Annotated in this window: 13 protein-coding genes; 10 read left to right on the forward strand and 3 right to left on the reverse strand. The window is 71.7% G+C overall.

Annotation, left to right across the window (positions count from 1 at the left end; all coding sequences use genetic code 11):
* Nucleotides 1-129: 129 nt before the first annotated feature.
* The 8 genes from ACFYS8_RS25880 to hutI all read left to right on the forward strand — a co-directional run bounded on the left by ACFYS8_RS25880 (nucleotide 130) and on the right by hutI (nucleotide 8,219).
* On the forward strand, nucleotides 130-1,002 hold the full coding sequence (locus ACFYS8_RS25880) for a MurR/RpiR family transcriptional regulator (RefSeq protein WP_387644843.1): 873 nt from the start codon (nucleotides 130-132) through the stop codon (nucleotides 1,000-1,002).
* Between the two features lie 136 nt (nucleotides 1,003-1,138).
* Nucleotides 1,139-1,471, forward strand: coding sequence for a hypothetical protein (locus ACFYS8_RS25885; protein WP_387644845.1), 333 nt, complete (start codon nucleotides 1,139-1,141; stop codon nucleotides 1,469-1,471).
* A 54-nt stretch (nucleotides 1,472-1,525) separates the two neighbouring features.
* Nucleotides 1,526-2,107 carry a hypothetical protein gene (locus ACFYS8_RS25890; RefSeq protein ID WP_387644848.1) on the forward strand — a complete coding sequence of 194 codons (582 nt, stop codon included), beginning with the start codon at nucleotides 1,526-1,528 and terminating at the stop codon, nucleotides 2,105-2,107.
* Between the two features lie 180 nt (nucleotides 2,108-2,287).
* Nucleotides 2,288-2,620, forward strand: a complete 333-nt coding sequence (locus ACFYS8_RS25895; RefSeq protein ID WP_387644851.1) for an SHOCT domain-containing protein — start codon at nucleotides 2,288-2,290, stop codon at nucleotides 2,618-2,620.
* Between the two features lie 105 nt (nucleotides 2,621-2,725).
* Nucleotides 2,726-4,393: a urocanate hydratase gene (gene hutU / locus ACFYS8_RS25900; RefSeq protein ID WP_387644854.1), complete on the forward strand. Its 1,668-nt coding sequence runs from the start codon at nucleotides 2,726-2,728 to the stop codon at nucleotides 4,391-4,393.
* 17 nt (nucleotides 4,394-4,410) lie between these two features.
* Nucleotides 4,411-5,598, forward strand: a complete 1,188-nt coding sequence (locus tag ACFYS8_RS25905; protein WP_387645020.1) for an allantoate amidohydrolase — start codon at nucleotides 4,411-4,413, stop codon at nucleotides 5,596-5,598.
* Nucleotides 5,583-6,935 (forward strand): formimidoylglutamate deiminase, encoded by a 1,353-nt coding sequence (locus ACFYS8_RS25910; protein ID WP_387644857.1) that lies wholly within the window; start codon nucleotides 5,583-5,585, stop codon nucleotides 6,933-6,935. Before ACFYS8_RS25905 ends, ACFYS8_RS25910 begins: the two co-directional genes overlap by 16 nt.
* Before the next feature lie 117 nt (nucleotides 6,936-7,052).
* Nucleotides 7,053-8,219 carry an imidazolonepropionase gene (gene hutI, locus ACFYS8_RS25915; RefSeq protein WP_387644860.1) on the forward strand — a complete coding sequence of 389 codons (1,167 nt, stop codon included), beginning with the start codon at nucleotides 7,053-7,055 and terminating at the stop codon, nucleotides 8,217-8,219.
* 48 nt (nucleotides 8,220-8,267) lie between these two features.
* Here the strand turns inward: hutI and ACFYS8_RS25920 are convergent, their stop codons facing one another.
* The gene (locus ACFYS8_RS25920) at nucleotides 8,268-8,639 is read right to left on the reverse strand and encodes a hypothetical protein (RefSeq protein WP_387644862.1); all 372 of its coding nucleotides are present in this window, start codon (nucleotides 8,637-8,639) and stop codon (nucleotides 8,268-8,270) included.
* 99 nt (nucleotides 8,640-8,738) lie between these two features.
* A complete protein-coding gene (locus ACFYS8_RS25925; protein ID WP_387644864.1) occupies nucleotides 8,739-10,247 on the reverse strand; it encodes a peptide MFS transporter in 1,509 nt (502 codons plus the stop codon).
* A 317-nt stretch (nucleotides 10,248-10,564) separates the two neighbouring features.
* Here ACFYS8_RS25925 and ACFYS8_RS25930 point away from each other — a divergent pair, with 317 nt between their 5' ends.
* Nucleotides 10,565-11,239, forward strand: a complete 675-nt coding sequence (locus ACFYS8_RS25930; protein ID WP_014136090.1) for a response regulator transcription factor — start codon at nucleotides 10,565-10,567, stop codon at nucleotides 11,237-11,239.
* A 13-nt stretch (nucleotides 11,240-11,252) separates the two neighbouring features.
* Nucleotides 11,253-12,491, forward strand: coding sequence for an ATP-binding protein (locus ACFYS8_RS25935; protein WP_387644867.1), 1,239 nt, complete (start codon nucleotides 11,253-11,255; stop codon nucleotides 12,489-12,491).
* A 7-nt stretch (nucleotides 12,492-12,498) separates the two neighbouring features.
* Here ACFYS8_RS25935 and ACFYS8_RS25940 read toward each other — a convergent pair whose 3' ends face one another.
* A complete protein-coding gene (locus ACFYS8_RS25940; RefSeq protein ID WP_387644870.1) occupies nucleotides 12,499-13,026 on the reverse strand; it encodes a GtrA family protein in 528 nt (175 codons plus the stop codon).
* Nucleotides 13,027-13,130 lie beyond the last annotated feature (104 nt).

A 13,130-nucleotide genomic window follows, 5' to 3' on the forward strand; every position in this document is an offset into this window, starting at 1 on the left:
CGGACTACTGTCCGAACGCGCCCGTCCCGCTTGGCGAAACGCCATTGCTCACCTGCCGGGACTGCGCCACAGTCGTCCCACCGCCGAAGCCACCGGCGAACGTCCAACCGAATGTGGAGGTACCCGAACATGCCCGCCCTTGACGAGACCGGAACGACCACCGGGCCCTCCGCCCGGCTGCTCCAGCTCTTCGAGGGCCACCGGCTGACCCCCACTCAGCGGCGGATCGCCCACTCACTGGTCCGGCACGCCACCGAGGCGCCGTTCCTGTCCAGCGTCGAGGTCGCCGAACTCGCCGGCGTCAGCCAGCCGTCCGTCACCCGGTTCGCCGTCGCGCTCGGCTACGACGGCTACCCGGCGCTGCGCAAGCAGCTGCGCGAACTCGGCGTCGGCGAGGCCGCCGCCCCCGAGAGCCACCACGACGTGGTCCGCAACGAGCACCAGCAGGCCGTGCTCGCCGAGATCGAACACCTGCGGAACCTGGCCGAGTTGCTCGCCGACCCCGCGCCGATCGTCCGCGCCGCCCGGATCCTGGCCGCCTCCCGCCCACTGCCGGTGCTCGGCCTGCGCGCCGCCTCCGCCCAGGCCGGCGGCTTCTCCTACTTCGCCGCCAAGGTCCACCCCGACATCCGGCTGATCGACGAGGGCGGCTCGATGCTCGCCGACCGCCTCGAACAGGCCGTCGCCGCCGGAGCCACCGCCCTGCTCTGCTTCGCGCTGCCCCGCTACCCGCGCGAACTGATGGACGCCCTCACCGTCGCCCGCGAGTGCGGACTGACCGTCCTGACCGTCGCCGACTCCGCGTTCGCCCCCGTCGCCAAACTCTCCGACGTGATGCTGCCCGCCGCCGTCGGCACCGGCCTGGTCTTCGACACCGCCTGCGCCCCGATGATGCTCGGCCGGGTCCTGCTCCAGGCGATGTGCGACGAGATCCCCGGCGCGGAGGCCCGACTGGAAGCCATCGAACAGTCGGCGACGGCCCGTCAACTGTTCCTGGAATGACACCGCCTGTTCCCCCAATGACACCCCTGCACCGGGTTGACGACCGGCCGTGAACGGGCATCTTCCCGGTAGGGACTCGACAGGGACGAAGACAGCTTTGGACGGGGGAAGTCCAATGCCACCACCGATCCACCAGATGAGACTCACCGGACGGCTCGGCTCCGGCGCCGACGAATGGTCCTGCCCGCAGTGCGGCCGCCGCATCGCGCTGCGCCGCCCGCCGCACCCCGAACTCACCGTGCTCGACCCGGGTGACGAGGAAGCCATCCACATCGGCGTCCTCGAACCCGGCGACCCGGCCGCCGACGAGGCCGCCGCCCGCTACGGCGTCGGCCCGGTCCAGTACATCCCGCGCCCACCGTCCCGCCCCGGCGAACCGACGCCCCAGCCCGACGCCCAGCCGGACGCGGAGGACCGCCGCTGGCTCGCCGAGATCGGCATCGACTGGGGCGGCGACGAAGCAGCCTGACGACCGGTCAGGCGACCCGCCCGGCTAGGGTGACCTGTCAGGGAGGGGAGACCGATGCGCAGTTGGTTGGGCGGGCTGTTCGCGGCCGGTGGTGTGCTGGCGGTGGCCGCCGCGTGGTGGGGCACCTGGGAGGGCCGGTCCGGCGGCCGGATGGCGGTGGCCGAGCTGCTCGGCCGGCCGGTCACGCTGTGCCTGACGGCCGTGGCGCTGTTCCTGGCGGCCGTGGCGGTGCTGGGCCGGAGCGGCGGCCGGTGGCCGGTGACGCTCCTGTGGGTCGGGATGCTGGGGGCGCTGGCCTGCGCCCCGGCGCTGTTCCACGGCGGCCCCGACCACCGCGTGACGAAGCGCGAGGCGGCGCCCGGCGGCGCGGACCGGGCGCTGCGGGTGCTGCGTCTGGGCGAGCTGGGGATGGAGGCGGAGAGCCAGGGCTGGTTCGTCCAGGTGGAGAACGGCTCCGGCTGGTCGGCCCGGCGGTGGACGGTGTTCTCCGAGGTCGGGAAGTGGCAGGGCGAGGGCGTACTCGAAGCCGCGAGCTGGGACGGGCCCGACCGGATCGTGGTCACCACCGATGCCGACGTCCGGGTCTACGACATCTCCGGCGGCGCACCCGTGCTGCTCTCCACCACCCCGGCCTGACGGCCACCCGGCCTGATGCCCACCCCGGCCTGACGGCCACCCGACCTGATGCCCACCCCGGCCTGACGGCCACCCGACCTGATGCCCACCCCGGCCTGACGGCCGCCGGGCGCCGTCCCCGCCGGGTGAGGCGCAGACTGGAAGCGGCGCACCGTTCGGGTGCGGTGGCGGGTGATGGTCATGTATTGGCACCACGGGTACTACCACCACGGCGGTTGGTCGTGGGTGCTGCCCGGGATCACGTTCATGCTGTTCGGGCTGCTGGTGATCGTCGTGCTGGCCGCGCTGTGGCGGGCGTCCTCGACGCGGCGGACGGGCGGGCGGTCGGACGGGCGGTCGGACGGGCCGCAGTGGGGGAGCCCGCCGCAGAGCCAGGTCCCGGAGGCGGAGCGGCTGTTGGCCGAACGGCTGGCCAGGGGCGAGATCGAGGTGGAGGAGTACCGGCACCGGCTGGCGGCCCTGCGGGGCGAGAACAGCCCGCCGAGTGGGCCGGGGGATCAGGGGAAGAGCTGAAACGGGTGCCGACGCGGGCGCTCGAAACTCTGGTCAGTCCGATGCTGTTTGGATATATTCACTCTGCTTGATCGTGAATGAATCCATCCGCAAGGAGGCTGGTCCATGGCAGAGCAGGCGAGCGGCCCGCGCGAGGTTCGCGCGGCGCGGGGCACCGGGCTGAGCACGCAGGGCTGGCAGCAGGAAGCCGCCCTGCGGATGCTGATGAACAACCTCGACCCGGAGGTTGCCGAGCACCCGTCCAAGCTGGTGGTCTACGGCGGCACCGGAAAGGCCGCCCGCGACTGGCGTTCCTTCGACGCCATGGTGAAGACCCTGCAGGGCCTCAAGCAGGACGAGACCATGCTGGTCCAGTCCGGTCGGCCGGTCGGCGTCATGCAGACCCACGAGTGGGCGCCCCGGGTGCTGATCGCCAACTCCAACCTGGTCGGCGATTGGGCGAACTGGGAGGAGTTCCGCCGGCTGGAGTCGCTCGGCCTCACCATGTACGGCCAGATGACCGCCGGTTCGTGGATCTACATCGGCACCCAGGGCATCCTCCAGGGCACCTACGAGACCTTCGCGGCCGTCGCCAACAAGCGCTTCGGCGGGACGCTGGAAGGCACCATCACCCTCACCGCCGGCCTCGGCGGCATGGGCGGCGCCCAGCCGCTCGCCGTCACTATGAACGGCGGCGTGGCGATCTGCATCGACTGCGACCCGTCCCGGATCTCCCGCCGGATCGAGCACCGCTACCTCGACGTCGAGGCATCGAGCCTCGACCACGCGCTGCAGCTCGCCACCGAGGCCCGCGACAAGCGGCAGCCGCTCTCCATCGGCCTGCTCGGCAACGCCGCCGACCTGCTGCCGCAGCTGCTCGCGATGGACGCCCCGATCGACATCGTCACCGACCAGACCAGCGCCCACGACCCGCTGGCCTACCTGCCGACCGGCGTCGCCTTCGAGGACATGGCGACCTACGCGGCCGAGAAGCCCGCCGAGTTCACCCAGCGTGCCCGTGAGTCGATGGCCCGGCACGTGGAGGCCATGGTCGGCTTCCAGGACCGCGGCGCGGAGGTCTTCGACTACGGCAACTCGATCCGCGGCGAAGCCCAGCTCGCCGGTTACGACCGGGCGTTCGCGTTCCCCGGCTTCGTCCCCGCGTACATCCGGCCGCTGTTCTGCGAGGGCAAGGGCCCGTTCCGCTGGGCCGCGCTGTCCGGCGACCCGAAGGACATCCACAAGACCGACAAGGCCGTCCTCGACCTGTTCCCGGAGAACGAGTCGCTGCACCGCTGGATCAAGATGGCCCAGGAGAAGGTGCACTTCCAGGGCCTGCCCGCGCGGATCTGCTGGCTCGGCTACGGCGAACGCGACAAGGCCGGCGAGCGGTTCAACGACATGGTGGCGTCCGGCGAGCTGTCCGCCCCGATCGTGATCGGCCGCGACCACCTGGACTGCGGCTCCGTCGCCTCCCCCTACCGGGAGACCGAGGCGATGCTCGACGGCTCCGACGCGATCGCCGACTGGCCGCTGCTCAACGCCATGGTCAACGTCGCCTCCGGCGCGTCCTGGGTGTCCATCCACCACGGCGGTGGCGTCGGCATCGGCCGCTCCATCCACGCCGGTCAGGTCACCGTCGCCGACGGCACCGCGCTGGCCGGCGAGAAGATCCGCCGCGTCCTCACCAACGACCCCGGCATGGGCGTCATCCGGCACGTGGACGCCGGCTACGACCGGGCCTCGGAAGTTGCTCAGGAGCGGGGCGTCCGCGTCCCGATGGCCGAGCTGTGACCGAGGGCTTCGACGCGATGTGGGCGGAGCTGCTCCCCGTGGGCCGCTCCGCCTCCTCCGGCGGCTACCGCCGGTACGCCTGGAACTCCGCCGACGCCGAATGCCGGTCCTGGTTCGAGGAGCAGGCCCGCGCCCGCGGCCTGCACTACGAGATGGACCGCAACGGCAACCAGTGGGCCTGGCTCGGCGACCCGACCGCCGGGAACGCCGTCGTCACCGGCTCGCACCTGGACTCCGTCCCCGACGGCGGCGCCTACGACGGCCCGCTCGGCGTGATCTCCTCGTTCGCCGCACTCGACGAACTCCGCTCGCGCGGCACCGAGTTGACCCGCCCGCTGGCGATCACCAACTTCGGCGACGAGGAGGGCGCCCGGTTCGGCGTCGCCTGCGTGGGCAGCCGGCTCGCCACCGGCGTCCTCGACCGGGACGCCGCCTACCGGCTGCGCGACGCCGACGGAGTGTGGCTGGCCGACGCGATGCTCAAGGCCGGCCACGACCCGGCGCAGATCGGCCCCGACCCCGAACTGCTCGGCCGGATCGGTGCGTTCGTCGAACTCCACATCGAACAGGGCCGGTGGCTGACGGACGAACAGCCGGTTGGCGTGGCCAGCGCGATCTGGCCGCACGGCCGTTGGCGGTTCGACTTCCACGGCGAGGCCAACCACGCCGGCACCACCCGGCTCGCCGACCGCCGCGACCCGATGCTCACCTACGCCACCACCGTCCTCGGCGCCCGCAAGAAGGCCCGCCTCGCCGGGGCGCTCGCCACCTTCGGCAAGGTCGCCGTCGAACCCAACGGCACCAACGCCATCGCCTCACTCGTCCGCGGCTGGCTCGACTCGCGGGCAGCCGACGAGGCGACGCTCGGTGAACTCGTCGACGCCATCGAGAAGTTGGCGGTCGAACGCGGCGAACGCGACGGCGTCCGGGTCACCCTCACCCGCGAATCCTTCACCCCCGTCGTCGACTTCGACGGCCCGCTCCGCGACCACCTGGCCGGGCTGCTGCACGCCCCCGTGCTGCCCACCGGAGCGGGACACGACGCCGGAATCCTGGCGTCCACCGTCCCGACCGCCATGCTGTTCGTACGGAACCCCACCGGCGTCTCGCACTCCCCGGCCGAACACGCCGAGCAGGCCGACTGCCACGCGGGCGTCGCCGCCCTCGCCGACGTACTGGAGGACCTCGCATGCCGCCCGTCGTGACGTACTGGGCCGAACACGCCTGGCTGCCGCACGCCGACGGCCACGCGGTCCGACGCGAGGTACTGATCGCCGTCGGCCCCGGTGGGCGGATCGCCAAGGTCACCCCCGAGAGCGGGCCCTGCCCCGCCGGGGCGGTCCGGCTGGCCGGACTCGCCCTGCCCGGGCAGGCGAACGCGCACTCGCACGCCTTCCACCGGGCACTGCGGTCCAGCGTGCAGGTCGGATCGGGGACGTTCTGGACCTGGCGCGACACGATGTACCGGGTCGCCTCCGCGCTCGACCCCGACACCTACCTGGCGCTCGCCACCGCCACCTACGCCGAGATGGCGCTGGCCGGCATCACCGCCGTCGGCGAGTTCCACTACCTGCACCACGCGCCCGGCGGCGTCCGGTACGACAACCCGAACGCGATGGGCGAGGCGCTGATCGAGGCCGCGCAACGGGCCGGCATCCGGATCACCCTGCTCGACACCTGCTACCTGTCCTCCGGCTTCGGCGCCGAACCCACCGAGACCCAGCTCCGGTTCTCCGACGGCGACGCCGAATCCTGGGCTTCCCGGGTCTCGTCGCTGACCGGCGCGGAACACGCCCGGATCGGCGCCGCGGTGCACTCCGTGCGGGCCGTCCCCGCCGAACAGCTCGGCACCGTCGCGCACTTCTCCGCGATGCGAAAGGCCCCGCTGCACGTCCACCTCTCCGAACAGACCGCCGAGAACGACGCCTGCCTCGCCGCGCACGGCGTCACCCCCACCCGGCTGCTCGCCGACCACGGCGTCCTCGGACCGCGCACCTCGGCCGTCCACGCGACGCACCTGACCGACGAGGACATCCGCCTCCTCTCCGACAGCACCACCACCATCTGCATGTGCCCCACCACCGAACGGGACCTCGCCGACGGCATCGGCCCCGCCAAGCGGCTGGCCGCCGCGGGCTGCCCGATCAGCCTCGGCTCCGACAGCCACGCCGTCATCGACCCGTTCGAAGAGGCCCGCGCGCTGGAACTCGACGAACGGCTGCGCACACGGACCCGTGGTCACTGGACGGCGAACGCGCTGCTCCGGGCCGGCACGGCGGACGGGCACGCCTCACTGGGCTGGTCCGAGGCCGGGCGGCTGGAGGCGGGCGCGCTGGCCGACTTCTGCGTGGTCGCGCTGGACAGTGTGCGGACGGCGGGCGCGCCCCCGGAACTGGGTGCGGAGATCGCGGTGTTCGCGGCGAGTGCGGCGGACGTGCGGCACCTGGTGGTGGGCGGGCGGCACATCGTCAAGGACGGGGTGCACCAGCTTGTGTCGGATGTGGCAGGGGAGCTGGCGTCTGCTGTCGCCGCACTGCGGTAAGGCGTTCCGGCTGAGACGCGACCTTGCGGACGTTCCCCTCCCGCTTCGCGCAGTTCCCCGCGCCCCTGACGGGGCGCGGGGGTTCAGTAGCGAGCAGATCGACTAAGGATCACTTCTATGAGCACGCTCATCAGCAACATCGGATCCCTCGTTACCAACGACCCGGAGCTCGGGGACGGGCCGCTCGGGCTGCTGGCCGACGCCGCCGTGGTCATGGAGGGCGATCGGGTGGTGTGGGTGGGTCGGACCGGCGATGCCCCCGCCGCGGACGAGAGCGTCGACGCCGCCGGGCGGGCGTTGCTGCCCGGGTTCGTGGACAGTCACTCGCATCTGGTGTTCGCCGGGGACCGGACCGCGGAGTTCAATGCGCGGATGTCGGGCCGTCCGTACTCGGCCGGGGGGATCCGGACCACGGTGGCGGCGACCAGGGCCGCGTCCGATGCCGAGCTGAACGCGAACCTGACCCGCTACCTGTCGGAGATGCTGCGGCAGGGCACCACGACGGTGGAGGTGAAGTCGGGGTACGGGCTGAGCACCGTCGACGAGGCGCGGTCGCTCCGGATCGCGGCGGGGCACACGCAGGAGACGACGTACCTCGGGGCGCACGTGGTGGGCCCCGAGTTCGCGGAGGACCCGGCGGGGTACGTCGAGCTGGTGACGGGGGAGATGCTGGAGGCGTGCGCCCCGTTCGCGCGGTGGGTGGACGTGTTCTGCGAGCGCGGGGCGTTCGACGGCGACCAGGCGCGGGCGGTGCTGACGGCGGGGATGGCGAAGGGGCTGCGGCCGCGGATCCACGCCAACCAGCTGAGCTTCGGTCCGGGCGTGCAGCTCGCGGTGGAGCTGGGCGCGGCGTCCGCCGACCACTGCACGCACCTGACCGACCAGGACGTGGCGGCGCTGGCCGACGGCGACACGGTGGCCACCCTGCTGCCGGGCGCGGAGTTCTCCACCCGGGCGCCCTACCCGGACGCCCGGCGGCTGCTGGACGCCGGGGTGCGGGTCGCGCTGTCCACGGACTGCAACCCGGGCTCCAGCTTCACCAGCTCGATGCCGTTCTGCCTGGCCGTCGCGGTGCGCGAGATGGGCATGACCCCCGATGAGGCGGTGCACGCCGCCACCGCGGGCGGGGCGCTGGCGCTGCGCCGCACCGACGTGGGCCGGGTCTCCCCGGGTGCCCGGGCGGACCTGCTGCTGCTGGACGCGCCGTCGCACGTGCACCTGGCGTACCGTCCGGGCGTCCCGTTGACCGCAGCCGTCTGGCAGGGCGGGGTCCGGAAGGTCTAGCCGGCGGGCTTCAAGGGCGGTGGCCGACGCGAGGCGGGTCGCCGGGTGTCAGCGGCGGGGACGCTTCTTCGCCGCCGGCTCGTCCAGGTCCAGGGTGGTGAGTGCCGTGGACGCGGGGATCCCGGTGCCGGCCGAGGCCGCCAGCCGCGTCCTGACCTCGCGAGGGGTACGGGGCCGCCAGCCGGGGCCGTCGCAGCAGGACGAGTGGAAGGTGACTCCGGCGTTCAGCAGCGCGGTGAGCGCGCGCCAGCCGGCGGTGTCGCGGCGGGCCGGCACGGCGAGGTCGTGGCCTGCGTCGATCAGCTCGCCCCGGCACCGCGGGCAGTGGTGCACTCGCCGCGGCTCCGACCGCTTCTTGCAGGAGGCCCGGCAGGCCAGGCAGACGAAGTGCCGGCTCGAACTGATTCGACGGAAGCACATCTGCGCATCGTAGGGTTCCGCCGCCGGGGGCGGAACACCGAATCGCCCCCCAGCTCCCAAGGGCTGGGGGGCGATCCGACCGGGATCGGCCGGACAGGCCTAGCGAACGTCGCCCATCAGCTTGCCGACCCGGCCGCGGGCGGCGAACAGGCCGACGCCGGCGGCGATGGCCAGCAGGCCCTGGACGGCGAAGTACCAGGTGGAGCCGACCACGCTGTCGCCCAGCGCCAGCTGGGCCAGGGCGGCCACGCAGTCGCCGGCGGTGACCGCGAGGAACCAGATGCCCATCATCTGGCTGGCGTACTTGGCGGGCGCCAGCTTGGTGGTGACGGACAGGCCGACGGGGGAGAGGGTGAGCTCGCCGGTGGTCTGGATCAGGTAGACCACGGCCAGCCACAGCGGGGTGACCTTGGCGCCGCCGTCGGCCGCCGCCATCGCCAGCATCATCACCAGGAACGACACGCCGATCATCAGCAGGCCGAAGGCGAACTTGGAGGTGGTGGAGGGGTTGCGGTTGCGGCGGGCGGCGGCGTTCCACAGCCAGGCGAACACCGGGGCGAGCGCCATGATGTACAGCGGGTTCAGCGACTGGAACCAGCTGGACGGGAACGAGAAGCCGAACAGGTTGCCGGCGGTGTTGCGGTCGGCGAACACGCTGAGCGTCGAACCGGACTGGTCGTAGATCATCCAGAACACCGCGGCGGCGGCGAAGAACCACAGGTAGCCGCTCATCCGCGAGCGCTCCTCGCCGGTCAGGTCGGGGTCGCGGCGGATCCGGCTGAAGACCAGGACGGGGACGGCGATGCCGGCCAGCGAGAGCGGCCAGATCGCCCAGTCGACGCTGAAGTTGCCAGTGCCGACGACCACGCCGTAGAACACCGCGGCGGCGGCCAGCCACAGGCCGGCCTTGCGCAGCACGTTGCGGCGCTCGTCGGGGGTGATCGGGGCGCTGACCACGCTGGAGCGCGGGCTGAGGTGGCGGGTGCCCAGCAGGTACTGGATCAGGCCGAGGGCCATGCCGACGCCGGCCATCGCGAAGCCCAGGTGCCAGTCGACCTTCTGGCCGACGGTGCCGATGGCCAGCGGCGCGAGGAAGGCACCGAGGTTGATGCCCATGTAGAAGATCGTGAAGCCGCCGTCCCGGCGCGGGTCGTTGGGCCCGTCGTAGAGGTGGCCGACCATGGTCGAGATGTTGGCCTTCAGCAGGCCGGAGCCGACCGCGATGAAGACCAGGCCGGCGAAGAACGACGCCGAGGCGGGCACGGCGAGCAGGAAGTGGCCGATCATGATGATCGCGCCGCCGAGGGCGACGGTGCGCCTGGCGCCGAGCAGCCGGTCGGCGATCCAGCCGCCGGGCAGCGCGAGCAGGTAGACCATCGCGTTGTACACGGAGTAGACCGCGGTGGCGGTGGCGACCTGCATCTCCAGGCCGCCGTCGGCCGCCTTGGCGGACATGTAGACCACCAGCAGAGCGCGCATGCCGTAGAAGCTGAAGCGCTCCCACGTCTCCGTCATGAAGAGGGTGGCGAGGCCGCGGGGGTGGCCGAGGAAGGTCCGTCCGTTACCGGGGGAGGTCCCTACCTCTGACTCCAGGGTGCTCGAAGCCATGCTGTTTCCTTGCCTGTCTTGCTCGGGTTCTCCACCACTGTAAGTCGCGAGTTCGGTTGACTGCGGAGCGTGAATGGTATTCAGAAGGTAAAGCGGAGTGTCATTGCACTGCGCCTTTCGATGCTCAGGCAGGAGAATTGCCTGCGATGACAAGGCTCGTGCGAAGAATGTCCATGTAAGCGCAGTTGTTGCGGAAGATGCCCGCAAACGCAAATCGATCACGCCCTGTGACAGTGTTCACAGCGGTCAAGTAGGGCGCGTCACAACCCCCGAAGACCCCCTGATCAGGCGTGCCCGAGCGGTCTACCATCGCCCCTATGACCTGTGTGCTGCTGGCCGAGGACGACCCGGCAATCTCCGAACCGCTGGCCCGCGCCCTGCGCCGCGAGGGCTACGAGGTGCTCGTCCGCGAGGACGGACCGGCCGCCCTGGGCGCCGGCCTCAGCGAGGACGTCGACCTGATCGTGCTGGACCTCGGGCTTCCCGAGATGGACGGCCTGGAGGTGTGCCGGCGGCTGCGTGCCGACGGCAAGAGCTTCCCGGTCCTGGTGCTCACCGCCCGCGCGGACGAGGTGGACACCGTCGTCGGCCTGGACGCCGGCGCCGACGACTACGTCACCAAGCCGTTCCGGCTGGCCGAGTTGCTCGCCCGGGTCCGCGCCCTGCTCCGGCGCGGCAACGTCGACCAGCTCACCACCGGCGCGCACGGCGTGAAGATCGACATCGAGTCGCACCGCGCCTGGCTCGGCGAGGAGGAACTCACCCTCTCCGCCAAGGAGTTCGAGCTGCTGCGGGTGCTGGTGCGGGACGCCGGACGAGTGGTCACCCGCGAGGAGATCATGCGCCAGGTCTGGGACACCACCTGGTGGACCTCCACCAAGACCCTGGACATGCACATCTCCTGGCTGCGCAAGAAGCTCGGCGACGACGCCGCCAACCCGCGCTACATCGCCACCGTGCGCGGCGTCGGCTTCCGTTTCGAGAAGAACTGAAGGTCCACCCGGCGTGAAGCGCAGGATGATCAACTCACTGCTGGGCGTCGTCCTGGTGGTGGTCGCGGTGTTCTGCGTGCCGCTGGCCCTGATCGAGAAGCAGTCCATCACCAACGCCGCCAACGACCGGGTGGACGCGGTGTCGGTCCGGGTACTCGGTCTGGTGGAGAGCCGGCTCGTCGCCAACGAGCCGGTCACCGGTGAGAAGTTCGCCGCCGTGGTGACCGAGAACTTCTACGTCACCGTGGACATCCCCGGACAGCCGCAGATCGTCCTCGGCCGCCCGGTCGAGGGGCCGGCGCTGACCGCCACCGAGTCCGGGGCCAGTGGTGAGACCGTCACCGTCGCGCAGTCCCGCGCCGCGCTCGACCACGAGATCGGCAACATGCTGCTGCTGCTCGGCGTGGTCGCGCTGCTGGCCGTGCAGGCCGCCGTGGCGCTCGCCGTCTGGCAGGCCAAGCGGCTGGCCCGCCCGCTCACCGACCTCGCCGAGACCGCCGAACGGCTCGGCTCCGGCGACCCCCGGCCGCAGGGCCGCCGCTACGGCGTGCCCGAACTCGACCGGATCGCGGAGGTGCTGGACACCAGCGCGGAACGCATCGCGCGGATGCTCACCGCCGAACGCCGGCTCGCCGCCGACGCCTCCCACCAGCTGCGCACCCCGCTCACCGCGCTCTCCATGCGGCTGGAGGAGATCACCGCGCTCGCCGAGGACCCGGACACCGTCCGCGAGGAGGCCACCATCGGCCTCCAGCAGGTCGAACGGCTCACCGACGTGGTGCAGCGGCTGCTCACCAACCAGCGCGACCCCAACAGCCCCACCGCGGTGAGCTTCTGCCTGGACGAGGTCATCAAGCAGCAGGTCGAGGAGTGGGCCCCGACGCTACGCGACAGCGGACGCCGGCTGGTCGTCGAGGGCCTGCGCGACGTCGAGGTGATCGGCACCCCCGGCACCGTCTCCCAGGTGCTGGCCACCCTGATCGAGAACTCGCTGATGCACGGCGCCGGCACCATCACCCTGCGGGCCCGCCGCTCCGGCAGCTCGGTGGTCGCCGAGGTGCAGGACGAGGGGCCGGGCGTCCCCCGGGAACTCGGCAACCGGGTCTTCGAACGGGCCGTCAGCGGCCGCAACTCCACCGGGATCGGACTGGCCGTCGCCCGCGACCTCGCGGAAGCCGACGGCGGCCGCCTCGAACTGCTGTCGCTGCGGCCGCCGGTGTTCGCACTGTTCCTCGCCTACGCGGGCGAGTGAGGACGTGTCAGTTGGCCAGCGTGGAACGGCTGCCCTCGGCGGCCAGCAGCAGCTCGGCCTCCTGCACCACCTCGGGGTCCTCCAGCTCCGGCATCGCCTTGAACACCCAGGTGCGGTAGGAGATGAACCGGAACACGGTGCCCGCCGCCAGGCCGAGCACGTTCTTCGCGATCACCTGGCTGAAGTGCGACTGGAAGCCGAGCACGTGCACCGAGAATGCCAGGATGCCGTTCTCGATCAGCAGGCCGATGCCGCTGAACAGCAGGAACAGCGTGATCTCCCGCTTGCGGGAGGCGGCGTCGCGGTCCTTGTAGAGCCAGAAGCGGTAGCCCAGATAGTTGGTGCCGATCGCCACCGCGCCGGAGATCACACCGGCCGCCGAGTAGATCAGGCCGCTGGCCTGGAGACAGGCGGTGAAGACCACCAGGTTCACCAGGAAACCGACGCCGCCGATCACGGCGAAGCCGACCGCTTCCAGCGACAGACCGCGCAGTCGCTGGGACAACGAAGGACGCGATTCTGTGGTGCTCGTCATCCGGGCGGCTCCGTGTGCTTCACATGATCGGATAAGTGGTGTCGTGCAATCCGGCCCACCAGGCTACCCGCCCCTTCTGAGTGCTCCGTACCACGCCCGGTGCG

Source organism: Kitasatospora sp. NPDC004615, assembly GCF_042873545.1.
In the GTDB taxonomy this organism is placed as follows: Bacteria; Actinomycetota; Actinomycetes; order Streptomycetales; family Streptomycetaceae; genus Kitasatospora.